General features: G+C 48.8%; 25 protein-coding genes, 1 tRNA gene and 1 other RNA gene. 14 read left to right on the top strand and 13 right to left on the bottom strand.

Annotated features, from left to right (window positions below; genetic code table 11):
- Nucleotides 1–410: 410 nt before the first annotated feature.
- Nucleotides 411–2,681, top strand: coding sequence for a transglycosylase domain-containing protein (locus tag P4D80_RS16725; RefSeq protein WP_421655151.1), 2,271 nt, complete (start codon nucleotides 411–413; stop codon nucleotides 2,679–2,681).
- A gap of 163 nt (nucleotides 2,682–2,844) precedes the next feature.
- On the opposite strand, the gene P4D80_RS16730 is transcribed toward P4D80_RS16725, so the two are convergent.
- The 5 genes from P4D80_RS16730 to P4D80_RS16750 all read right to left on the bottom strand — a co-directional run bounded on the left by P4D80_RS16730 (nucleotide 2,845) and on the right by P4D80_RS16750 (nucleotide 4,629).
- A complete protein-coding gene (locus P4D80_RS16730; protein WP_421655152.1) occupies nucleotides 2,845–3,078 on the bottom strand; it encodes an Arm DNA-binding domain-containing protein in 234 nt (77 codons plus the stop codon).
- A 217-nt stretch (nucleotides 3,079–3,295) separates the two neighbouring features.
- Nucleotides 3,296–3,369: transfer RNA gene (locus P4D80_RS16735), tRNA-Pro, on the bottom strand.
- 117 nt (nucleotides 3,370–3,486) lie between these two features.
- Entirely contained in the window at nucleotides 3,487–3,852 is a 366-nt protein-coding gene (locus tag P4D80_RS16740; RefSeq protein WP_421655153.1) for a DUF1818 family protein, read from the bottom strand.
- 3 nt (nucleotides 3,853–3,855) lie between these two features.
- On the bottom strand, nucleotides 3,856–4,329 hold the full coding sequence (locus P4D80_RS16745; protein WP_421655154.1) for a hypothetical protein: 474 nt from the start codon (nucleotides 4,327–4,329) through the stop codon (nucleotides 3,856–3,858).
- 72 nt (nucleotides 4,330–4,401) lie between these two features.
- On the bottom strand, nucleotides 4,402–4,629 hold the full coding sequence (locus P4D80_RS16750) for a DNA-directed RNA polymerase subunit omega (protein WP_421655155.1): 228 nt from the start codon (nucleotides 4,627–4,629) through the stop codon (nucleotides 4,402–4,404).
- Nucleotides 4,630–4,793: 164 nt separating this feature from the next.
- Between P4D80_RS16750 and P4D80_RS16755 the strand changes: the two genes are divergently transcribed.
- Nucleotides 4,794–5,528, top strand: coding sequence for a GDSL-type esterase/lipase family protein (locus P4D80_RS16755; protein ID WP_421655156.1), 735 nt, complete (start codon nucleotides 4,794–4,796; stop codon nucleotides 5,526–5,528).
- 10 nt (nucleotides 5,529–5,538) lie between these two features.
- The gene (gene rdgB / locus P4D80_RS16760; RefSeq protein ID WP_421655157.1) at nucleotides 5,539–6,120 is read left to right on the top strand and encodes an RdgB/HAM1 family non-canonical purine NTP pyrophosphatase; all 582 of its coding nucleotides are present in this window, start codon (nucleotides 5,539–5,541) and stop codon (nucleotides 6,118–6,120) included.
- A 539-nt stretch (nucleotides 6,121–6,659) separates the two neighbouring features.
- Here the strand turns inward: rdgB and P4D80_RS16765 are convergent.
- Nucleotides 6,660–6,878 (bottom strand): DUF3067 family protein, encoded by a 219-nt coding sequence (locus P4D80_RS16765; RefSeq protein ID WP_421655158.1) that lies wholly within the window; start codon nucleotides 6,876–6,878, stop codon nucleotides 6,660–6,662.
- A 657-nt stretch (nucleotides 6,879–7,535) separates the two neighbouring features.
- Here P4D80_RS16765 and petC point away from each other — a divergent pair.
- On the top strand, nucleotides 7,536–8,075 hold the full coding sequence (gene petC, locus P4D80_RS16770; protein ID WP_421655159.1) for a cytochrome b6-f complex iron-sulfur subunit: 540 nt from the start codon (nucleotides 7,536–7,538) through the stop codon (nucleotides 8,073–8,075).
- A gap of 133 nt (nucleotides 8,076–8,208) precedes the next feature.
- Nucleotides 8,209–9,189: a cytochrome f gene (gene petA / locus P4D80_RS16775; RefSeq protein WP_421655160.1), complete on the top strand. Its 981-nt coding sequence runs from the start codon at nucleotides 8,209–8,211 to the stop codon at nucleotides 9,187–9,189.
- A gap of 143 nt (nucleotides 9,190–9,332) precedes the next feature.
- Here the strand turns inward: petA and P4D80_RS16780 are convergent, their stop codons facing one another.
- Complete coding sequence (locus P4D80_RS16780) at nucleotides 9,333–10,538, bottom strand: GNAT family N-acetyltransferase (protein WP_421655161.1); 1,206 nt, start codon at nucleotides 10,536–10,538, stop codon at nucleotides 9,333–9,335.
- Between the two features lie 238 nt (nucleotides 10,539–10,776).
- Here P4D80_RS16780 and dcd point away from each other — a divergent pair, with 238 nt between their 5' ends.
- Complete coding sequence (gene dcd / locus P4D80_RS16785) at nucleotides 10,777–11,358, top strand: dCTP deaminase (protein WP_421659552.1); 582 nt, start codon at nucleotides 10,777–10,779, stop codon at nucleotides 11,356–11,358.
- 666 nt (nucleotides 11,359–12,024) lie between these two features.
- Here dcd and P4D80_RS16790 read toward each other — a convergent pair.
- A complete protein-coding gene (locus tag P4D80_RS16790; RefSeq protein ID WP_421655162.1) occupies nucleotides 12,025–12,561 on the bottom strand; it encodes a P-loop NTPase family protein in 537 nt (178 codons plus the stop codon).
- Between the two features lie 467 nt (nucleotides 12,562–13,028).
- On the opposite strand from P4D80_RS16790, the gene rph reads away from it, so the two are divergent.
- Entirely contained in the window at nucleotides 13,029–13,757 is a 729-nt protein-coding gene (gene rph, locus P4D80_RS16795; RefSeq protein ID WP_421655163.1) for a ribonuclease PH, read from the top strand.
- Nucleotides 13,758–14,065: 308 nt separating this feature from the next.
- The gene (gene bchB / locus P4D80_RS16800; RefSeq protein WP_421655164.1) at nucleotides 14,066–15,592 is read left to right on the top strand and encodes a ferredoxin:protochlorophyllide reductase (ATP-dependent) subunit B; all 1,527 of its coding nucleotides are present in this window, start codon (nucleotides 14,066–14,068) and stop codon (nucleotides 15,590–15,592) included.
- A gap of 58 nt (nucleotides 15,593–15,650) precedes the next feature.
- Here bchB and P4D80_RS16805 read toward each other — a convergent pair whose 3' ends face one another.
- Nucleotides 15,651–16,238, bottom strand: coding sequence for a hypothetical protein (locus P4D80_RS16805; RefSeq protein ID WP_421655165.1), 588 nt, complete (start codon nucleotides 16,236–16,238; stop codon nucleotides 15,651–15,653).
- Between the two features lie 160 nt (nucleotides 16,239–16,398).
- On the opposite strand from P4D80_RS16805, the gene corA reads away from it, so the two are divergent.
- The 5 genes from corA to rnc all read left to right on the top strand — a co-directional run bounded on the left by corA (nucleotide 16,399) and on the right by rnc (nucleotide 20,584).
- Nucleotides 16,399–17,778 carry a magnesium/cobalt transporter CorA gene (gene corA, locus P4D80_RS16810; protein ID WP_421655166.1) on the top strand — a complete coding sequence of 460 codons (1,380 nt, stop codon included), beginning with the start codon at nucleotides 16,399–16,401 and terminating at the stop codon, nucleotides 17,776–17,778.
- Complete coding sequence (locus P4D80_RS16815) at nucleotides 17,775–18,473, top strand: hypothetical protein (RefSeq protein WP_421655167.1); 699 nt, start codon at nucleotides 17,775–17,777, stop codon at nucleotides 18,471–18,473. Before corA ends, P4D80_RS16815 begins: the two co-directional genes overlap by 4 nt.
- Before the next feature lie 99 nt (nucleotides 18,474–18,572).
- Nucleotides 18,573–19,036, top strand: an RNA gene (gene rnpB / locus P4D80_RS16820) — RNase P RNA component class A.
- 145 nt (nucleotides 19,037–19,181) lie between these two features.
- Nucleotides 19,182–19,826 (top strand): hypothetical protein, encoded by a 645-nt coding sequence (locus P4D80_RS16825; protein ID WP_421655168.1) that lies wholly within the window; start codon nucleotides 19,182–19,184, stop codon nucleotides 19,824–19,826.
- 41 nt (nucleotides 19,827–19,867) lie between these two features.
- Nucleotides 19,868–20,584, top strand: a complete 717-nt coding sequence (gene rnc, locus P4D80_RS16830; RefSeq protein WP_421655169.1) for a ribonuclease III — start codon at nucleotides 19,868–19,870, stop codon at nucleotides 20,582–20,584.
- On the opposite strand, the gene purN is transcribed toward rnc, so the two are convergent.
- Both purN and P4D80_RS16840 read right to left on the bottom strand, forming a co-directional pair.
- A complete protein-coding gene (gene purN / locus P4D80_RS16835) occupies nucleotides 20,566–21,249 on the bottom strand; it encodes a phosphoribosylglycinamide formyltransferase (RefSeq protein WP_421655170.1) in 684 nt (227 codons plus the stop codon). The genes rnc and purN overlap by 19 nt on opposite strands.
- 7 nt (nucleotides 21,250–21,256) lie before the next feature.
- Nucleotides 21,257–22,051, bottom strand: a complete 795-nt coding sequence (locus P4D80_RS16840; protein ID WP_421655171.1) for a type IV pilin-like G/H family protein — start codon at nucleotides 22,049–22,051, stop codon at nucleotides 21,257–21,259.
- On the opposite strand from P4D80_RS16840, the gene P4D80_RS16845 reads away from it, so the two are divergent.
- The gene (locus P4D80_RS16845) at nucleotides 22,050–22,226 is read left to right on the top strand and encodes a hypothetical protein (protein WP_421655172.1); all 177 of its coding nucleotides are present in this window, start codon (nucleotides 22,050–22,052) and stop codon (nucleotides 22,224–22,226) included. The genes P4D80_RS16840 and P4D80_RS16845 overlap by 2 nt on opposite strands.
- A 135-nt stretch (nucleotides 22,227–22,361) precedes the next feature.
- Here P4D80_RS16845 and P4D80_RS16850 read toward each other — a convergent pair whose 3' ends face one another.
- Together P4D80_RS16850 and P4D80_RS16855 are read right to left on the bottom strand one after the other, a co-directional pair.
- Nucleotides 22,362–22,574 (bottom strand): hypothetical protein, encoded by a 213-nt coding sequence (locus P4D80_RS16850; protein WP_421655173.1) that lies wholly within the window; start codon nucleotides 22,572–22,574, stop codon nucleotides 22,362–22,364.
- Entirely contained in the window at nucleotides 22,565–22,948 is a 384-nt protein-coding gene (locus tag P4D80_RS16855; RefSeq protein WP_421655174.1) for a hypothetical protein, read from the bottom strand. Before P4D80_RS16855 ends, P4D80_RS16850 begins: the two co-directional genes overlap by 10 nt.
- Nucleotides 22,949–22,982 lie beyond the last annotated feature (34 nt).

Consider the following 22,982-nt stretch of genomic DNA (forward strand, 5'->3'; position numbering starts at 1 on the left):
TTGAAGGGTTTGCAAACCCTTTACCCCCCCTACATTGGTTTTTCTGGGTTTAGATAACCAGGCAAAGTTCCTTGAGTGACCCACTAGAGACGAGGGATGAAAAGAGTTTGAGTTTTCACCTCATACCTCACTTATAGCTGTCGCCAGGTTGCCTAGGACATTGGCTTTAAAGGGGCTGGGGGCTTCGCCCCCAGCCAGGGGTAGAACCCCTGCACCCTGTCCTGAGCCTGGTGGCTATCGCTATAACTAATAACTAACAACTCCCCACCCTTTTAATAACTAACAACTCCCCACTCTTTCACCTGCTACATAAACTTGCTGAGTGAGAACAGTGGTTGACTAGAATAGGTCAGGAGAAACCTTAACATCTGGTTTCGATTCTCTGTCCTGCCCTTGACGAGTAAGCGCTCATGACCCCGCCGTCGCCCCGCAAGTCGCAAACAATTATGGGTGCCATCACCCAGGCAGTGCAGACTGTCCAGGCCAAAATTAATTTCTCCAAGCTCAAGCTCAAGCCCAATGCCAGGGTACCGGAACTGTGGGTGCAGAATGCCGGAGCAGAGAAGGCAGAAGTGTATCCGTTGTTAGGCGATCGCTACCTGCTGGGGCGGAGTTCCCAGTCTTGCGAGATCGTCGTTCGTAACCCGGTGGTCAGCCAGGTACATCTCTCGCTCAACCGTGACAATCAGCCCAAGGGGAAACTCAGCTATTTCTTCCGGGCTCCTTTTGTTCTCAAGGATGAAAAGTCTACCAATGGGGTCTACCGGGGAAAGCGGCGTATCCGTAAGGAACTGCTGCGTCACGGTGCCGTCTACACCCTCGGCCCACCGGAACTGGAAGCTTCCGTCCGGATTAAGTATGTAGACCCGCCACCAACCTATGTGCGGGCTTTTCAGTATGGCATGTACGGCCTTGGGGGGCTAACGGTACTGACCGTGATTGCCGTGTTGCTGGAGTGGCAGAAGTTCACCGTCACCCCCCTGCCAATCTCCGTCCAGGGACCGAATGTGGTGTATTCGCGAGATGAAACCCCACTGCATACAATCACAACCCGCACCCATACCGAACTGAAGCAACTGAGGGATTTTTCACCCTACTTGCCCAAAGCGGTAATTGCCTCCGAAGACAGCCGCTACTACTGGCACTTGGGGGTCGATCCGATTGGAACTTTGCGGGCACTGGTGACGAATATCCAGGGTGGCGCAATCCGGGAAGGAGGCAGTACGCTGACGCAGCAGCTTGCCCGCAGTCTATTTCGGGATTATGTAGGGACAGATGACTCCGCTGGCCGCAAATTGCGAGAAGCAGCGGTTGCCCTCAAGCTGGAAACTTTTTATAGTAAAGACTTTTTGCTGCTTACTTATCTGAACCGGGTTTACATGGGTAGCGGCACCTATGGCTTTGAAGACGCGGCTCAGTTCTACCTGGGTAAATCCGCTAAGGATTTGAACCTTTCGGAAGCTGCAACACTGGCAGCAATTTTGCCAGGTCCTAATAGTTTCAACCCAGTGCGGGATTATCAGAAGGCGGTCGAACTCCGCGATCGCGTCCTCAATCGGATGGTAGACCTGAACATGGTCAGTGCGGAGGAGGCTCAACGGGCGCGGCGATCGCGGATTGAAGTCAACCCTAAGGCGCGAGAAGAACTGGAAAGCACCCGTGCCCCCTATTACTACGGCTACGTCATGGATGAGTTGCGCCAACTGTTGGGGGAGCAACTAGCGGAGGAAGGAAACTTCGTGATTGAAACCGCCCTGGATTTGTCCATTCAGGAAGCCGCCGAAGCCTCGCTGCGAGATACTGTCAACAGCACCGGAGCGAATTCTGGGTTTTCCCAGGGGGCGATCGTCACCATCGACTCTAAAACGGGTGAAATTCTGGCCCTGGCCGGAGGTACTGATTATAAAAAAAGCCAGTTCAACCGGGCTTACCAGGCACTCCGCCAGCCGGGTTCCACATTCAAAATTTTTCCCTACACCGCCGCTTTAGAGCAAAACATTTCCCCCTCAACAGCCTATTCCTGTGCTCCACTGAACTGGGAGGGGCAATTTTTTGAAGGCTGCCGTTCGGGGAGTGGCAGTATGGACATGTACACGGGGCTGGCCCTGTCTGAAAATGTAATTGCCCTGCGAATTGCCCAGGAAGTTGGGCTGGGCAGGGTGGTAGCCATCGCTCAACGGATGGGAATCCAGTCAAAGCTAAATCCAGTGCCCGGCCTGACCCTGGGTCAAAGCGAGGTGAGCCCTTTGGAACTGACAGGGGCGTTTAGCGTGTTGGCAAACCGGGGGGTGCGCAACCGTCCCCACGCGATTCGACGGATTCTGGATGGCGGCGACTGCAAAGACCGCAACCAGTACAAATCTTGTCGCGTAATTTACCCGGCGGAACCCGACAAGGAAATGAACCAGCCCGTCCTCCAACCCGAAATTGCAGCGTTGATGACCGAGCTGCTGCGGGGGGTCGTGACGAATGGAACTGGACAGGCGGCAGCGATCGGGCAGGGCGAAGTGGGAAAGACTGGTACCACGAACGATAACCGCGATTTATGGTTTGTCGGATACATTCCCGATAGTCTGGTTACGGGCATCTGGCTTGGAAACGACGACAACTCCCCCACCTCTGGTAGCAGTGCCCAGGCAGCGCAACTGTGGGGAACCTATATGGGTAAAGTCGTTCGGTAAGCAAACTGGAAAAATCAAACTCCGGATAGTGCCCGGATCTATCTGAAAGGGATGGTTATTCCTCACTTGCGATGATTTGATATAGCTCTCGCGGTTGCATTAGGACATTCGCTTTAAGGAGGTGTGAGAGCTTCGCCCCCACTCCCTTTCTAATTCCAATGTCCTAACGCAACTGCGTAGAGCTACATTTTGCCAGAGTGGGATCGAAATTGCCTGTCGCAATATCTCCTTCGATCTGCTTTACCTTTACCTCCGCCATAATCCGGTTCGTCTTACCATCCGGTAATTTCAGGTAAAGAAAGTACCATTTACCCCGGCAGCTCCAGCACAGTCTTAGTCGTCCTTTGAACACCTGCACAGAAACGGTTCCTTTCGGAGCTTTCTTCCGTTTACTCAATTGAGATTCAGCTTCTTGTGATCGCGACAGACGGCTTGACCCATCCAGCTTCTCTAAGGATTGCTACATGAGGATTTCAGTATCGCAATCCTATCTCAATCAATGCGTCAAACGGTGTCAGGATGTGTAAGGTTGAGATACTTTATTGAGAATGGCTGCTCCAGATCCAGCTTTTCTTAAAACGACGAAACCCTCTTAATGAGAGGGTTTCATTCTATCGGAGCGGCGGGATTTGAACCCACGACCCCCACTACCCCAAAGTGGTGCGCTACCAAGCTGCGCTACGCCCCGTTAGCTCAACAAATATAGCATACTGTGACAGGGCATTGAATGAGGGAAAAGAAAGACGACAACACTGTAGCGTAAATTGGGACAAAGTAGTGTAGATTGGGACAAACCACCAGGAAGCTAGAAAACCTGGAATGATTGAATGGCCTGGATCAGTTCAGGAACAACAGTTGCAGACCAGCGGCCCTCGCCACGCCGCCCTGTAAGTAGAATTAGATGCAAACTATAATTATGAGGGTAACCTTCAACTTCTAACCAGAGGTGATCGCTTTCAGCTTCACAGGCGATCGCTTCCTCATCCATCAACTCAGAAGCCATTTGTGTCATGGTTTCCGCCAGTTGGTTCAGCAAGCGGCAAAAGTCGTTTAATTCCGTTTCAGTCAACTCCAGTGCCCAATCATCCGTTCCCACCAGCCCTTTAAAGACCTCAGCATCCGCATCCCAACCAATTTGCCAACCCGGTCCGCTTTTTACAATTCGAGCCATTGGCTAAGGATTAGAAGGGGTTGGAGCAGAACCAGGTTGTAACGTACTCGTTGATTGGGATGCGAAGGCATCAACCAAGGCTTGAACTAATGCGTCCCGCTGTTGCCGACTCAATCGTCGGATAGCAGCAATATCTCCTTCCAGGGGATTGGTTCGCAACGTGTTAGCACTGGGATAGGTAGATGGATCCATTGCCCCAGTCACACCCAGATAATCTGCCAGGGTAACTTTCCAGTCCAGACGAAAGAAAGGAGGACGGCCTTTTACATAGATATGGTAACGAATTAAGCGCCCGACCAGCGTATTGTCCGTAGCAGGTTGTTTAGTTTCCTTACTAATGTATTGATTTTCTAAAGGCAACTCAGGCAACTTCTCATAGATCGTTTGCCAGACCCCATCAGGACGGACCCGCTGTGCAACCGCAACTTGATTTTCCAGGGGAGGGAAAAGCAAAATTCCCCCTGCAAAAAGAAACACTGGGAAAGCGGCAACTGTAAGAATAACACCTACACATTGGCAACCTGGACGCTTTCTCACCCCTAACAGTCCTTACTCGCCAATAATTTCAGGCTGAGTTAACTCATCCGACATTTCAATAATCGCCCGCATCACCGGCTTCATGGTGGGGTCATCCACGCTGTCAAAATCCTCAAACCGACGGCGTTTTGCCCGATTTGCCACCTGAACCGTAATTCGGTAGCGGTTAGAAGCAGCCGAGATCAGGTCATCAGCCCGGCGCATCAACTGAGTGCTATCGAATGTAGGACGCTTGTGCATAGAACCTAAAGAAGATTGAAACATTCACACTCAGTTTATCAAGACTTTAGAACTTCTGCCGATAGCTTGACATCTTCACCGTCCCTTAATGAAAATTTGCAATGGATTTGGCGAGATGCTAGAGTCCAGGTTGAATTTGTCTGGAAGAAATTATTTCAAGACTCATGCAGGCAGTTGCTGTTCCCTCTTATTCGTCGCACCTGAAGCCCGTTTCTCAACCTCTGAAGGTTGTTGCCCTGGGAGATAGTCTCATTTATGGGTTTGGTGATCCAGTTGGGGGTGGGTGGGTAGAGCGCTTACGACGAAGCTGGATGCATCCAGGTAGCCCTGGTCATGCCCTCTACAACCTTGGCATTCGCGGCGATGGGGTGAAGCAGGTATCTTCTCGGTTAGAGCATGAGTATCGCTTTCGAGGCGAATTGCGCAACCGGGTTCCCGACTTAATTATTCTGTCGGTCGGGGTTAACGATTCGGCCCGGTTGTCTCGTCCTGATGGGCGTAACTTCACAGATTTTGACGTGTTCTGGAACGAGATGAGAGGGTTGCTGGGGCGAGCCCGGCGTCTTTGTCCAGTTTTGTTTGTCGGCATGGTTCCGGTTGATGAATCGAAAATGCCGTTTTTGGACTGCTTCTATTACAACCACATCGATCAACATCGCTACAAAGAGGCAACTCGTCTGGCTTGTAAAGAACTTCATATTCCCTACCTCGATATTTTTGATCTCTGGCTGGAGCGGGGAGATGGGTGGTGCAGGTCCCAATTGTCTCCCGATGGCCTCCATCCTAATGTTTCTGGCTACCAGGCACTTCTGGAGGATTTGCTTCAGTGGCGCCCCTTTACAGAGCAAGTAGGGGAATTTGTGTCAGGAGAGCTTTCAGGCTTGCTAGAGGATGGATAGGTTTTAATCAATGACAATTCTGGTAGTCGCGACGGGAAATCCAGGGAAGTTGCAGGAAATGCAGGCTTACCTGGCCGATTTGAATTGGGAGTTAATTCTCAAACCTGAGGATTTGGAGATAGAAGAAACGGGCAGTACGTTTGCAGAAAATGCCTGTTTGAAAGCCTCTGAAGTCGCCAGGATGACAGGGCAATGGGCGATCGCCGATGACTCCGGTTTAGAGGTAGATGCGCTGGATGGGGCTCCGGGTGTCTTTTCGGCCCGCTACGGCAGCACTGACAGCGAACGGATTGAACGCTTATTGAACGAATTGGGCAATGAACTCAATCGGGACGCTCAGTTTGTTTGTGTGATTGCCCTTGCTCGACCCAACGGGGCGATCGCACTACAAGCGGAAGGAGCCTGCCCCGGCAGAATTTTGCACACTCCTCGCGGTACGGGCGGATTCGGCTATGACCCCATCTTTTATGTCCCTGAGTACAGCCAGACCTTTGCCGAAATGCCCGCAGAACTAAAGCATGCGATCAGCCACAGGGGCAGAGCCTTTCAAGCCCTACTACCCCAGCTAAAAGCTCTCACCCTTGACACCTGATGCCAATTTGCTTGTTGCATCGGACAGAAAGGACTTGAGAAATCAGGAGACAGAAGCCAGTTTTTAGGGCCAGTTTCAAATGTACAGCTCTACGCGGGTGCGTTAGGACATTGGAATTAAAGAGGGGTGGGGGCTTTGCCTCCAGGCAGGGGGTTCCACCCCCTCCATCCCCGAATCTATCTTCAATTTAATTTTGTCCAGTTATAGCTCTACGCGGGTGCGTTAGGACATTGGAATTAGAGAGGGAGTGGGGGCTTTGCCCCCAGCCAGGGGTTCTACCCCTGCACCCCGTCCTAACCATAATGACTACCGCTATACTTATCACTCTTTAGCCTCTAGCCCCTAACCCCTAGTAGTCCGTCAGGATAGATTTGAGGGATAACTCAAATCTACAAAACCTACTTCTCAGGTGTTTTGAGGGTTTTCAACCCATCAAAACAGTCTTGATAGACCACTAGTCCCTTAAAGACCGTGGCTAACTGAACCGAAAACCTCTGTATTTTGACTCCCCTGTTTGCGTAAGCCCTAAACTATTCAACTTAAAAATCTTCTAGAATCCATTCAGAGGCGCGATCGCCCAATTCTAGAGGGATACTGACAGCCTTTCCAAGCCGAGGGCGATCATGAGTTCGCTCGATAAATGCCTGAACCTGCCCGGTACTGCCCCATGCTCGGAGGTAAGTGGCAACAGTGTCCAGATGCGCCAGGTATTCCCCCTCTGTCAATGGAAAAGAGGCTTGTTCCAGATATTTCCACATCACCAGAACAAAAATTTTGCCCTGGGTGCGTCGCAGTTGAATGTCATAGGAGCGCCCCCCACTTGTTCAACAAAATCTGGCGCAGATCCTCTCCTGTCATTGGGTAATGAAGTCTCCTAAAGGGTGCTGGTTGCTTGAGTGAATACATCGCGAGAGCACTTTCAGATTACCGCAGGTGAGAAACGAGAGCTCTACCGAAGGTTTTAGCCAGCGAAATAGAATTAGGTTGAGGGACAGGGATAGCCAAGTAAATAGGTAGTCATAATTAATTTGTAAAGGAGGGGAGTGGGGGCTGCGCCCCCAGGCAGAGGGTTTCACCCCTCCACCCCCCAAAACTATCCTTAATTTAATTGTGCCCAGCTACTTATTGAGTTCTCGGAAGTTAGCATAACCCACTTAACATTTCGTATAAAACTGGCGTTCCCTTACTTCGATATGATGCTAATGTCAAGAAATGTAATATCCTTGATCTGATACCTCAAAATCACTATCAGCCAATGATTGAGGTGATAACTTGAGGTGACAGTTGCTTCCTGCTAGCGAAACCCATCCGGAAAAGTGCAGGTTGCAGTTTATTAAGTCAATGAATTTGGGTTTATTGGCTCAAATCCCTACGACTCTGCCGATTTCCTTTTCTCGATAGAATTAAGCGTACTCATGGCACAACTCTCTGGATCTTCCGACGTACCTGATATGGGGCGTCGCCAATTTATGAATCTGCTAACCTTTGGCACAGGAACGGTCGTCGCACTGGGCATGGCTTATCCGTTCATCAAGTATTTTATTCCGCCCTCCGCCGGGGGCAGTAGTGGCGGTGCAATTGCCAAAGATGCATTGGGTAATGACATTTTGGTTAGCAACTTCCTGGCAACTCACGCTCCTGGTGACCACGTTTTGGCTCAAGGTCTGAAGGGTGACCCAACCTATATTGTTGTTAGAGAAGATAAATCGATCGCTGACTTTGGCATTAATGCAGTCTGCACTCACCTTGGATGCGTTGTGCCCTGGAACGCGAACGAAAATAAATTTATTTGCCCTTGCCACGGCTCCCAGTACGACAGCAACGGTAAGGTTGTCCGGGGTCCCGCACCTCTATCGCTGGCACTGGCCCATGCCACCGTTGAAAATGACAAAATTTCCTTTACCCCCTGGACAGAGACCGACTTCCGCACGGGTGAAGAGCCCTGGTGGGCATAGGATCCGCCATTCATTGGGAGACAGGGAGGGCTCAGGGATCTGGTAAAGATTCACCCTCACCTCTCTGGAATAAAGGGATTCCGTTCCCAGGCGTTGCTTCTTGTAAATGTTCTTTTTGCGACTGGCATTACAAATGAAAACCGTTTCTTTAGAGAGATCGTTATTCGGTATGGGGCTGCTGAAGCGGGCGACTCTGGTGATTACTGCGATCGCCCTTCTTCTGGCTGGAAACCTCATCATGCCCCAGGCAGCCAATGCCTATCCAATCTTTGCGCAGCAAGCCTACAGCAACCCGCGGGAAGCAACCGGACGGATTGTATGTGCAAACTGTCACCTGGCCGCTAAACCAACTCAGGTTGAAGTGCCTCAGTCGGTACTACCTGATACGGTATTTGAAGCTGTGGTGAAAATTCCCTACGATAAGACGGCGCAACAGGTGCTGGGCAACGGCGAAAAGGGACCCCTAAATGTGGGTGCCGTACTGATGCTGCCAGAGGGTTTCAAAATTGCGCCCGAAGATCGAATTCCTGAGGAAATGAAGGAAAAGGTTCAAGACCTTTACTTCCAGCCCTACAGTGAAGACAAGGAAAATATCGTAGTAATTGGACCGCTACCTGGTGAGCAGTATCAGGAGATTGTCTTTCCAGTTCTATCTCCCGATCCAAAAACTAATCAATCCATCCACTTTGGTAAGTACGCTATTCATGTCGGTGGCAACCGTGGTCGTGGGCAGGTCTACCCAAATGGTGAAAAAAGTAACAATACGGTCTACACCGCTTCTGCAGCTGGATTGGTGACCAAAATTGCCAAGCCCGAAGATGGTGGCTACCAGGTCACGATTCAAGCAGAAAATGGCAGTACCGTAGTTGACACCATTCCTCCAGGCCCAGCCTTGATCGTATCTGAGGGGCAAGAAGTGAAGTCGGGTGAAGCACTAACCGAAAATCCGAATGTGGGCGGATTTGGTCAAGCTGACACGGAAATCGTCCTTCAGAACCCCGATCGCATCAAAGGTCTGCTAGCTTTCTTTGCGATTACTATGTTGTTCCAAATCTTCCTGATTCTCAAGAAGAAGCAGGTAGAACGAGTGCAAGCGGCTGAAATGAACTTCTAATCCATAACTTCTGACAGCTTTGAACAATCATTGAACAATCAATTTAGAGGGACAGGTATACCTGTCCCTCTAAATTGATATGGGTAGGTTTTGGGAAAAAATCTGAACAGAGCGAAAGTTAGATAACAAAAACCGCCCCTACCTTAATTGTTTATCTCTTGCTTGAACGGCAAAACCTTGTTAATTGCATCGATCTCACGCTGCTCCATCTCGTTCACCTCATTGATGTAAGAACGGAAAATCTGCGCCAGACGCGGGTGGTAGAACCGATGAACGGAATAGTTCGGAGTGGCCGGGAAGCCGCGACGTTTTTTGTGTTGTCCACCTGCGCCGGGATCAAAAATCTGAATTCCCTGAGAAATTGCCCACTCAATTGGAGTGTAGTAGCAAGCATCAAAATGAAGACAGTCAATATCCTGAGACGCACCCCAATAACGTCCATAGAGATGGTCACCCTTTGTGAGACAAAATGACATTCCGATGGGATGGGACGGATCCTGTTCATTGTAAGCGGCAATAAACAAAACTCGATGGCAATAGCGGGGATAAAGCTGTTCGAAAAACTTACGGGTTAAATATTTGCTACCCCACCAGCCAAACTTATCGCAGGTATCACTGTAAAAAGCGTACATCAGAGGAAATAGCGACTTTGGGATCGCTTCACCCGTTAAAGCACGTAAAGACAACCCTGCCTTTTCAACAGCTTTCCGTTCCCGTTTGACATTGCGCCTCTGGTTAGCATTGAACAAATTTAAATAGTCATCAAAGGTTTGAAAGCCTTGATTCTGCCAGATGAAGCTGTGATGTAGCCAACTGCTAAAGCCATGACGCTCAATGACAGGCCGCCACTCTGGATCGATGTAAAGAAAGTTACAGCCAGAGATTTGGTTGCGATCGCAAAAATGGTCAATCGCATTTACCATCATGGCCGTCAGTTCATCCTCATCCTCACCCGGTGCAATTAAAAATCGGTATCCTTCCGCTGGAGTGAAGGGCGACATCCCCAGCAGCTTGGGGTAGTACTCGATCCCCAACCGGGTTGCCAGATCCGCCCACTGATGGTCAAACACAAATTCACCGTAGCTGTGCCCTTTCACATAAAGGGGAGCTGCCGCAATCAGGGAGCGATCGCGCCAGACCGTTAAATGGTTCGGCAACCAGCCCGACCGTGCCGTAGCACTACCAGACGTTTCCATATTGTTCAACCATTCCCATTCAAAGAATGGGGTCTTCAGCGGCATTGCCAGAGCATCCCACTCCGCCTGCGGGATTTCTGCCATTCGATTAATCCAGGCGATCGAATAACGCGGTTTAAGTTGTTCCACCATAGCCAGCGTCGAACACTTCATACAGCGTAATAGATCTCCGCCAGGACTAGATAGTCTGTGAGGAAAGGCTGATGAAGAGAATACTTACCTGTACTAAAGTAGCTATCAATGCTTATACTAACCAGAGAAACACTATAGGTAGTAGTAGTTAACAGAGTTTACACTCGTTTTCCCTATAGATGGCGGATTACTTACATTGTGGTTTGAGTCTAGTAGTTGCTATATTCTTATGATTCAATTTCTAGAGCAAAATTTGAAGATGCTGAAAAACGATAAGTGGATTATTGCACAAGCTCATTTGGGAATGATCGAGCCGTTTGAAACCTCTCTGGTGCGGGAGGTAGATGGCAAGCGAGTCATCAGTTATGGTTTATCTAGCTACGGCTATGATTTGAGACTTGCACCAACAGACTTCCGAGTTTTTAGACACATTCCAGGAACTGTCGTTAATCCCAAGCGGTTTAATCCTGAAAACTTGGAAAGTATTCCATTGCAGACTGATGAAGATGGATCGTTTTTTATTATTCCAGCAAATTCATATGCTTTAGGCGTTTCACTGGAGAGATTGCGGATTCCTCCAAACATTACAGTTATCTGCATTGGGAAATCAACAATGGCTCGTTGTGGGATCATCGCGAATATAACCCCTGCTGAAGCTTCATGGGAAGGTTATTTGACTCTAGAGTTCAGCAATGCTTCTAGTGCTGATTGCCGAATCTATGCGAATGAAGGAGTCTTACAACTTCTTTTTCTCGAAGGAGAGCCTTGCCAAACCACCTATGCAGATAGATTTGGGAAATATCAGAATCAACCTCAAGCTGTGACTATTGCTAAAGTCTAGAATTTCTGAATAGATTTAAGAATCTTAGAAAAAAATCTATAGAAAAAAATCTAAGAAGGTTTGTGAATTTTGATGGAGCTTTATTTCATAACTTCTGCTTAATCCTCACTGGTTATGGTGACTTCATCTCTTGAATCACTGCTCTTTTATTTTGTGTTAACTGTTGTGAAAGTTAAGCAACTTGAAGTGCTGTCTAAATAGTAGTTAGAAAAATAAGTATAGCCGTAAGAAATGCTTGGTTCGCTTCAATAAATTGGTTCGCTTCAATAAAATCTTTGATTCTGGCTATGATTCCTGTTTGAGAATTGCCCGCAATTTTTTTGGAACCCTTGTTGTAAGGAATGACATCATCTTGAATATTCAAAACATACATCGTACAAAACTTCTGTGCTTTCCTAAGAAAAATATTTCTTTTGTCCAAATTAAAACCGTAATCGAGAGTTTTCCATAGTAGCCAGGATCTATTTTTGAAGAAATGTTCGACAAACCATACTGTAAAAGTGATACTTTTGGAACTATATGACCAAACCTGGATTTAGGAAACTGCACAAACCCTGCTGTCTCGATTATGACTGCCGCTCCTGGCTGTAGACTTATCTCCACCGTCATCTGCCAAATAATCTTTTTTATTGAATGAGAACAAGAAACCAGGCGCTACCTGAATTGCTACGGTTGATGACTGCGGCGAAGTTCGGTGATCTGGTCAGCAATATCCAGAAGCGATTGGGGCATCTCTGGTCCTGTGAGAATGATATCGACATGCCGGGGACGTTTGTTTAGAAACGCCAGCACTTCGGTTTCTGAAATCAACCCAAAGTGAATGGCAAGGCTTAATTCATCCAGTACAACCAACTCATAATTCCCCTGCATTACAACTTCTTGCGTGTGATCCCAGAGTGCAACCAGCGATCGCGCCTCCTCCTGACTCAAATGGGGCGTATCAATACATCGAGGTAAATTGCACCGGACCCAATCCAAATTTTGTCCTAACTGCACCGGATGCTCAAATCCCTGACCAATTCCGCCCTTTAGAAACTGGATGACCAGAACGGGGGTTCCCTGGCCTGCAATTCTCAACGCCTGGGCCATGACGCTGGTAAAGAAGCTGCGGTGAGAGCAGGTAAATACTTGGACCAACCCTTCAATTCGACGCGTAAGGGGCTGGCTGGAACTAACGGTTGGAGCTTCTACCTGTGAAACCATGAGCAAATGCCTGTATAGACGAGCAACGCGCGGGATCAGTCGCAAGGTTTTACCCCGACTCTAACTTTGGATGATCAAAGCTAAACATTAAAGCTAAACATTACAGAGGCACGATTGCCTTCGTTCAACTGGGCCTTACATCCAGTATAGATAGGCAAAATATAGCGTATTTCACCGACATTGCTCCCATATGAAACACCATATGTATTGATCCGTCAATAGGGAGGTAGGGGTGAGGGGGTAAGAGTCAGGTCTATTGGGGGACGAGAGGCAATGGACGAAAGAATTTTGATAACTCAAAACTCAAAATTCAGAATTCACAACTCTCCTCACCTCTTACTCCTCATCCCTAGACAGGCAGAAAATTCTAAAGAAATTGGGAGTAGAAATTAAAGAATGGGGGATGTTGGTTGTTAGTTGATGGTTATTAGATAAAAATCATCCTTTTAGTAATTGAGGCAGATCCAATGACTTGGCAACGTCCAGACGGTCGGCAACCAGACCAACTGCGCCCTGTAAGCTTTATTCGCAACTTCACCCGTTTTGCAACCGCATCCGTTTTGGCAAAGGCTGGTGATACTCAGGTTCTCTGCAATGTCTCCATTCAACCCAAGGTGCCCAAATTTCTGGAAGGGAAGGGACAGGGTTGGCTGACTGCCGAATATCGCATGTTACCGGGAGCAACCCCCGATCGCCAAGAACGCGAGTTCATGAAGCTTTCAGGCCGAACTCAAGAAATTCAGCGGTTGATTGGGCGCAGTCTGCGATCGACCCTCGATATGGAAGCGCTGGGAGAACGCACTATCATCGTAGATGCAGATGTGTTACAGGCCGATGCTGGGACGCGCACAACCTCGATTACAGGTGGTTTTGTGGCGCTCAAGGACGCAATTGATAAGCTGGTGGCAAGTGGAGAACTGGAGCGATCGCCCCTGCGCCATCAGGTCGCGGCGATTTCCGTTGGCTTGCTGCACAACGAACCCTTTCTTGACCTTAACTATCTAGAAGATGTCGCCGCCGAAATTGACTTCAATGTGGTGATGAACGAAAAGCTGGATTTAATTGAAATCCAGGGCACCGCTGAGGATGGGAGCTTCAGCCGCAAACAGCTTGATCGCATCCTGGACGTTGCCGAAAAGGGAATTAAGGAATTGCTAGAAGCCCAGTCTCAGGCATTCCAACATCCCGGAGGATAGGGATAACCCATGTCCAGGCCAACCTTCAGTCACAACTTTTCAAATTATTACAAATCAACAAGAATCATAAACGATCGGAGCTCTAACCCATCGCTGCCAATAGCTCTAATTGATTCTAAATCAGGCTTTTAGGGATTCTTGCGAGTTGTTAAGCAGCTCAAACAACTTTTACCTGCTGCATCATAGCAACACAATGTTTGAGACAATCGATAGGCGTTAAAATCACCAACTTAAGCAGGGAATAGGTTTTCAGAGGTCATCCCTTCACCCCTCATCCCTCACATCTCACCCCTTAAGAGAGACACCCTATGAAACTGGCTTACTGGATGTACGCAGGACCTGCTCACATTGGCACCCTTCGCATTGCCAGCTCGTTTAAGAACGTCCACGCCATTATGCACGCGCCCCTCGGCGACGATTATTTTAATGTGATGCGTTCCATGCTGGAACGGGAGCGGGACTTTACCCCTGTGACGGCCAGCATTGTTGATCGCAACGTGTTGGCACGGGGGTCCCAGGAAAAAGTCGTCGATAACATCACCCGCAAGGATGCCGAAGAACACCCCGACCTGATCATCCTCACCCCCACCTGCACCTCCAGCATTTTGCAAGAAGATTTGCAGAATTTTTGCGATCGCGCCCAGTTAGAAGCCAAAGGCGACGTGATGCTGGCGGATGTCAACCACTACCGGGTCAACGAACTGCAAGCGGCCGATCGTACCCTGCATCAGGTGGTTCAGTACTATATTGAGAAAGCCCGCAAGACAGGCGAGTTGCCGGAGAGTAAGACCGCAAAACCTTCAGTGAATATCATCGGCATTTCCACCCTCGGCTTCCACAACAACCACGACTGCACCGAGCTAAAGCGTCTCATGGCAGACTTGGGGATTGAAATCAATGAAATCCTTCCCGAAGGTGCCTCCGTTCACAATTTGAAGAACCTGCCCCGCGCCTGGTTTAACCTGGTGCCCTACCGGGAACTGGGCATGATGGCAGCAAACTATCTGCAAGCGGAGTTCGGCATGCCTTACGTAGATATTACTCCTATGGGCGTGGTTGAAACTGCTCGCTGCCTCCGTGCCATCCAGAAGATCCTGAATGAGAACGGGGTGGATGTAAACTACGAAGACTACATCAACGAGCAAACTCTGCACGTCTCTCAAGCAGCCTGGTTCTCCCGCTCGATTGATTGCCAGAATTTGACAGGCAAAAAAGCCGTTGTCTATGGGGACAACACTCATGCCGCTGCCATTACCAAAATCCTGTCCCGAGAAATGGGCATCCATGTCGTCTGGGCAGGCACCTACTGCAAATATGATGCTGACTGGTTCCAGCAGCAGGTTAGCGAATACTGTGATGAGGTGCTGATAACCGATGACCATACCCAGGTGGGGGATGCGATCGCCCGCGTCGAACCCGCTGCCATTTTCGGCACCCAGATGGAACGTCACGTCGGCAAGCGCCTGGATATTCCCTGCGGTGTCATCTCCGCCCCCATCCATATTCAAAACTTCCCCATTGGCTACAAGCCCTTCGTTGGTTACGAAGGTACCAATCAAATTGTGGATTTGATCTACAACTCCTTCACCCTGGGTATGGAAGACCACCTGCTGGAGATCTTCGGTGGGCATGACACGAAAGAAGTGGTTACTAAAGCATTGACGGCCGACTCCGAGATGAACTGGACAAAAGACGCTAAAGCCGAACTCAACAAAGTTCCCGGCTTTGTGCGGGGCAAAGTGAAGCGGAATACGGAAAAATTTGCCCGCGATCGCGGCATCACCGAAATCACGCTCGAAGTGATGTACGCTGCGAAAGAAGCTGTCGGAGCTTAATAGGAAATTTGAATCATGAGGAGGTACAGGTTGAGGCTACAGTACACTATTTCAACGATTACTCAGCACGCTTAGTAATTACACTCCGCGGGTGAGTAACTGATTGCAACTTGCTCTGGTCTTTCCAAACCGTCCAGGCAACAGCACTACCAAGGGAAACGGTCATTCCAATTAATAGAGCGGTTAGCGTTCTAACCTGCGATCGCAATCGCACGATCTCTCGCGTACACGATTCCAGATCTTGGGAGGTATTTTCCTGAGCTGTCTCAGCCTCAACTACAGCCGCCTCTGGGGTATTCTGAGGCTGTTCAAACGTAACCTTTGAATGCATCCATTTAGCAATCAGTTCCGGGCAATTCTGCTTCATCCATCGCAGCGCAAACATCCTGAATGCGGGTTTAGTCAGGCGTGCGATCCACTTCATCAACCAATTCGCAGGACGAGTGCGAAACTTATTGTTAACCCAATTGACCGAACCAATATCATAGAGGCAGTTCAGAATTAGCTTTGCTGTTGTTTCCTCCCGTCTAAAGAGGCTGTCAAGCAACAACAAGATATCGCGCATCCGCTCTTCCTCCATCTGGGCTTCTGTGGGAGACTTTGCAATTGCGGTTTGTTGCTCCCTATAGCGCTGTATTGCCCTCATCCCTTCTTGCCTCAAAAAATTTGAATACCGATGTGAGTGAGTTTTCTATACTTAAACTGCCAGTTGATCTACATCCTTTTCCTCTTCCCCTGGATTGAATCATCAAGCATCAGAGGGATCATTCCAAAAGCCATTGCACCTACTAGCATTTTCACTTTCATTGCAAGCAAAATTATCGTACAAGACAACGAATTCCAGTCGCAAAATCTTCTGGGCGATCGCTTCTGTCAAGAAATTCGAGAAAGCCGGAGTTTCTCGATTACATTGGTGGAAGCACTCCTTTAGCAAACAACGAGGTCAAGTCTGGATGGTAGAGAATCGCTCCTTTGTGCCCGGCACACTCACACCGGCAGATGAACTCGAAGACCAATTTGAAGACGATGAGTCCTACGTCGATTATTTCTATGATGAACCCGGCAGTGCCCCTGGAACCCTGACCATTCCCTCCGATGCCGAACCTCCCATCATCGTATTGATCGACTATAACGAAGCCAAAGCCATTCGCATCGAAATTAGCACTCCCGAAGAATGCGCTCCCTACTTAGATACTGAATCGGTTTCCTGGGTAGACGTTAAAGGATTAGGCAGCGAAGATGTGTTGCAACGATTGGGGAACGTCTTTGATCTCCATCCCCTCGTACTGGAGGATATTGTCAACGTTCCTCAACGCCCAAAAGTAGAAGAATACGATGATCAACTTCTTTTCATTGCTCGTATGGTGACTCTGGACAAAACGGGAACCGGCTTCATTAGTGAGCAGGTAAGTTTTATTTTAGGGAAAAGCTATTTACTAACAGTTCAAGAAGAACCCGAGTATGACTCCTTTGGACCGATTCGGGAGCGAATACGACTCAATAAAGCTTCTATCCGCAGACATGGCCCAGACTACCTGACCTATGCCCTGATTGACTCTATTGTGGACGGTTTCTTTCCTGTTTTAGAAATCTATGGAGAACAAATTGAAGAGTTGGAGGATGAGGTTGTCTCTAACCCCACCCGCAAAACCTTAGAACGAATTCACGAGCTTAAACGCGAGTTATTATCCTTAAGACGCGCAATCTGGCCTCAACGAGATGCTATTAACGCTCTGATTCGCGACGGTAGCGCTTTAATTAGTAACGATGTTCGCGTCTATCTGCGAGACTGTTACGACCACACCATTCAAGTTCTAGACATGGTGGAAACGTACCGAGAATTATCATCCAGTTTGATGGATGTCTACTTGTCTTCTGTCAGTAACAAAATGAATGAAGTCATGAAGTTCTTGACAGTTATGTCATCTATCTTCATTCCCTTAACCTTTATTGCAGGGGTGTATGGAATGAACTTTAATCCCGAAAAATCACCTTTCAACATGCCTGAACTGAATTGGTATTGGGGCTACCCGCTCTGTCTTGCAGTCATGGCTGTGATAGGAATCTTTCTGGTTTTCTTTTTTTGGCGCAGAGGATGGTTTGAAAACCTTTCTACAATGACGGTGAAAGAAGAGTATAAAGAAGGTTCTGTAAAAAAATTTATTCAAGTCTTGCGTTGTAAATGAATCCTGCCGACCCCATCATTCTCACGGCGTACTTACTGTGTATTGCTTACTTTATTTCTCGAATTATTAAATCATTCAACGATGAGTTCAGCATTCAGTTGGATGAAGATGCCTTAAGGCAATCGCTGACAGAGAAAAGTGTCAATGATGAAAAAAATTTGGATGACGTGATTGGCATCAGCTTTAGCTTCGATAAGCGCTATGAGTTCGATAAATTGAAGCAACTTTCGATTAGCATTAGCAACAAATCAAGTGATCATTCTATTTATGTGGACTGGGATTATAGTGCGTTAACAGATTTGGGGGGGCGATCGCGTCGGGTCACCCGCCTCATGCCAGGAACCACCACTGACCTGTTTCAAAACCAGGTATTCAGCACCGTAGCTCCAAATACAACCCTTAAAGAAAACATTACTGCCGAAGACTTATTGCAACGCAAAAAGAAACCAGAAAAAGACTCTCCCCTCAATCTGGAGTACGAAGTCAGCAAGCCCCTGATTGACTTTAAAGCTGATAAAAAGAAGTACGAAAAATTTATGAAACGGGCAATTGAATTGGAATTCTTCCTAGATCTGGCCTTTCGCTTAGTCGGTCCCAGAAATTCTCTGGGAGGAGATCGGTTCTACGTCCTGTGCCGGTTCATCCTCAAAAAGTATCCCTGGACTGTAGGACTGCCCTGGAACCCCAAGGAATAGCGATTATAGCAATGACCACCAGGCTCAGAACGGGGTACAGGGGTTCCACCCCTGTACCCAACAAAACTTTTGTTTTGCTGTACTAGACTGGATTTGGGAAGAGTAGGCGCAGGCAGTTACAGGTTGTTGAGAATATTCCCAACAGCTTGAGGAAAGTCCGGGCTTCCTAAAGACCAGACCTGCTGGGTAACGCCCAGTGCGGGTGACCGTGAGGATAGTGCCACAGAAACATACCGCCGAAAGATAGGGCACAGGGCACAGGGAATAGGGAATAGGGAAAAACCCTACGCCCCATACCCTACACCCCACATCCTACTCAGGTAAGGGTGCAAAGGTGCGGTAAGAGCGCACCAGCAGCATCGAGAGGTGCTGGCTCGGTAAACCCCGGTTGGAAGCAAGGCAGAAGGAACTACGGTTGGTCTTTTACCAGTTCCGTGCAGGAGGGGATTCCCCTTCTGCCAGTCCGCTAGAGGCGTTTGGTAACAAGCGTCCCAGATAGATAACTGCCCTTCTGGTGCAGCGCATTCAGAAGAACAGAACCCGGCTTATGTCCTGCTCTTTCCCTATTCCCGCTCAAACTGTCCAATCAACGTTCAAGTCATCGTTTTATCGAATTTTTTTGATTGGTTCAACGAATATATAGATTCAACAAAGCTGCTCCAGCGAATCAGCACAGAATTTTGAACCTGCACTAGGATTGATACACGGATGAGTATTCTTACTCTAGAGCACATGCAAAACTTCGTAGGTGAGCGTGTGGATACTTTGACCTCTCACGTTTTAACGGTAGACAAATCGGTGACTTTGCTGGAATCCTACCTACTATTAGCTGTTAGCGAGCACAAACGGAGCGGTCTGATTTTGTGCCAGACCCATCATGCAGAATTTGCTGGCCCCGGAGCGGCAGTGGGCACACTTGTAGATCAGAACTGTATCGCAATTATTGCCATTGGCTCTCCCGAAATTGTTGAGCTTGCCTCCTACGAAGAGCGCCAGCGTGCTTATAGCCGTAGAATTCAATGGATTCGCTGGATTCAAAAAATTACTGACCACTCCGATCCCATTCAGCGCGTAGAAAAGCTCTTTTCTGGCTTTGAGGCGTTTTTTGGTAACCAAGTGCTGGCAAGTTTATCGGATGAAGTGTTGGGACTGCTGGCTGGGGTTTTGCCTCAGACGATCGCGATCGCCCGTTCCCAACACCACCCTCTGGGTTCCACAAATTCATCCGAAACAGGACCCAATGTAACGGCTTTAAATCCTCAAACGCTCCAGTCATTTCGGGAAGGATACATGCCTACCAGCATTTCTGCAAACTATGTTGAGAAGCTCTATAACCTTCCCTGCTCAGCCTGAAGACTGGAGAATTGATATTTAGACCTGATAGACTGGCAGTGATGTCACTCCAGTATCCCCATCGCCAAAAACAGCTTAAGAGCCTGATTCAGAAACTTGGACTGCCAGAGAGTGCTCCTGTTCAATGGCATCTCCTTGATCTGGCTCTAACCCATGCCACCATTTCTAGCACCGACAATTATGAACAGCTTGAGTTTGTTGGAGATGCGGTGATTCGGTTGGCAGCCGCTGAGTTTCTGTACAAAAACTATCCCGATTTGCCCGTTGGAGAGTTTGCGGCAGTCCGCTCCATCCTGGTAAGCGATCGCGCCCTGGCGCAAATTGCAACCTGCTATAACCTGGAACGCTATCTCCTGGTCTCCGATAGCGCTCAGAGAGATAAGCTAGGGCAGGAGTCCCGTATGGCTCAGGCATTTGAAGCAATGCTGGCGGCGCTTTACCTCAGTACCCATACATTAGAACTGGTACATCCCTGGTTAGATGCCCACCTGCACGAACTGGTGGAAGAGATTCTTCGAGATCCTGCCCGTAAAAACTATAAAGCCGCCCTCCAGGAATGGAGCCAGGCTCATTATAAAACGCTACCAGAGTATAAAGTCAGTGAAGTGGAGGCAAAACACGGTGCTGAAGACCGTTTTTTAGCAGAAGTCTGGTTACGGGGACAACGGCTCGGTCAGGGAAGTGGACGCTCGATTAAAGCCGCAGAGCAAGCCGCAGCCAAAGCCGCGTTCCTGGCAATTCAAGAGCCTTTGGAATGATTGTAAACAACCGATTGTTGAGCGGCTGCCAGGGCGATCGCCCATGGAAAGATTCGGTGTTCTTGAATATGAATGCGATTGTGCAAGGTTTCTGGCGTGTCATCGGGCATCACAGGAACCGCGGCCTGCATCACAATGGCTCCGCTATCCACTTCAGTCACTACGTAATGAACGGTGCAACCCGTAATCTTGACCCCTGCTGCCAGTGCTTGCTCTACGGCGTGGGCTCCCTTGAAACTGGGCAGAAGGCTGGGGTGGATGTTCAGAATCCGGTTTGGGAAGGCGGTAATGAGCGTGGGGGTGACAATTCGCATCCAACCGGCCATGATGACCCACTCCACATCGTATCCACACAAGGTTTTGACAATCGCCTGGTCGAGCGCTTCCCGGCTCTCAAATTCACGATGGTTCAACAAGATTGCCGGAATTCCCCACCGCTCAGCCCGGATAGCAGCTTTGGCTCCAGGGTTGTTGTAAATCAACACCTGAATTCTGGCATTGAGTTGCTGGTCGGCAATGGCCTGAGCGATCGCCTCGAAGTTACTGCCGCTTCCCGATGCCATCACCCCCAACCGGATCTGGGGCAAATCTTGACGTAGATTGGGCGGAAATTCTGGTGCAATCAAGCTAGAAGACGCTTCAACGCAAGGAAAATCAGTACTCATGAACGGTTCAGTAGATAGCAGGTTGAGAGCCAGCAGGGCATTGTGGGCGAGTACCGTCCAAAAAAGGCATAGCGGGTGGAGTGAGGGAAGGACGTTCTGTTTGGCAAACCACTCCCAACAAAATATTGTATCGATTGTCCACCTGGGTTTTGAATACGGCTCCCGTAAAACTTTTTAGCTCTGGGCGTTTGGCACGACCAATCACCCGGACTTGTTCACCTGCATTCCCTGGCAACTCAATCTGATAGTGATAGTTTTCGGTTTCTGGCTTCAGATCTAGCCCTAACTGAGCTATTGTGCTGGCAAATGCTGAATTTTTTAAGTAATAGGCTTGCTGTGCCTGATGCATCGAACTGGTATACAGCCTGCCTTCTGACTCTGGTGATGGATTTGCCTGTGCTGGCCGTGCCACAATCTGCGGCTCCAGTAGCAGAGTGGGTTTAGTGGATATTTTCTTAAAGACGGAAAACCCAGAAGGTTGAACCTGACCAATCCCTTGAAGCCGGAGCTGACCATCAGTCGTAAAGTCAAAAACCTTTGCGTCTGAGTTGCTAGCGTGGGAAAAATTCAGACGCATTGGCTGAGCGTTTGCATCAACCTTGTACCCCGAGTGAAAAGCGATTGTCCACTCTGGAGTGGATATGAAGAACGCTGCCTTGCTATCAGATCCGAACACGATCGCAAACGTCTCTCCAGGGGGTGTACCTTGTTGCTGCCACTTTCCCAATAACCGTTGCGTGATTGAAATGGTTTGGGACGGACTGGCAGGAATGGTTTGGGACGGACTGGCAGGTTGAGCCATGGTCGAAGAAGTCGCGATCGCCCCCCACTGCTCCTACCCCCACCAACCCAAACAGCAGTACCCAGGGCAGGATACAGATTCTTGTTTTACTACAATCGATGTTTACAACAGACCGACTCATTTCATTGGCAGCAGATACCACCTCCTGATTCTGCCAGAATCCTTGCTAAATTAGCAGTCTCCACAAATTTTGCTCTCTCTTACTGATGTAAGTAGGTAGCCATCATTGATTGTCAAGGGGGGAGTGGGGGCGCAGCCCCCAGGAAGGGGTAGAACCCCTGCACCCCGTTCAAATTTCAAAAAAGGATCGCTATAGGCTGCTGGGATTCATCAAGACGGTATTTGGCGGTAAGGTTGTGGAGTCAGAAATCTGTTGAAAGACAGTAGCATCAGTGTTCAGGGCAGTGGGCCGGGGCTTGCTGGGGTAGGTTTCCAGCATCTGGATGCGCAGGTCCCCAGCAGGTGTGAACTCAAACACCGTTTGAACGGTTGAATCTTGACTCAAGATCACATTCAGATGCATGGGAGATGCATGGGTCTGGCTTTGGAATTGATACTGTACTGAATCGCACGAGCAAGCGGTTTGCCATCGGGAGCTTTGCCAGAGATTAAAAACGCTTTGCCATTGGGTGCAAACACAAACATCACCATGTCTCCTGCTAGAAGCTCCTTCGTTAGCCATTGCCCCAACATTTTTTGCGCGATCGCGTCCGCCTGAGCAGGAATTCCGGGTTTTGCTGTTTGAGCCAGGATGACTGGATTTGCACTGGCAGTTTCCCAGGGCGACAGGAGTGCAACCAGGCAAACTATACTTAGAAACCCAACAGATAAGCGAGTAGCGATTAACCAGCCACTTCTTTTGGAGAATTCGTCAGAATTGGCAATCAGAATTGACAAATTGAAAGGTCATAAGCAGAATGGATTGAGAGGA

This window comes from Leptothermofonsia sp. ETS-13, from assembly GCF_049200465.1.
Classification (GTDB): domain Bacteria; phylum Cyanobacteriota; class Cyanobacteriia; order Leptolyngbyales; family Leptolyngbyaceae; genus Leptothermofonsia.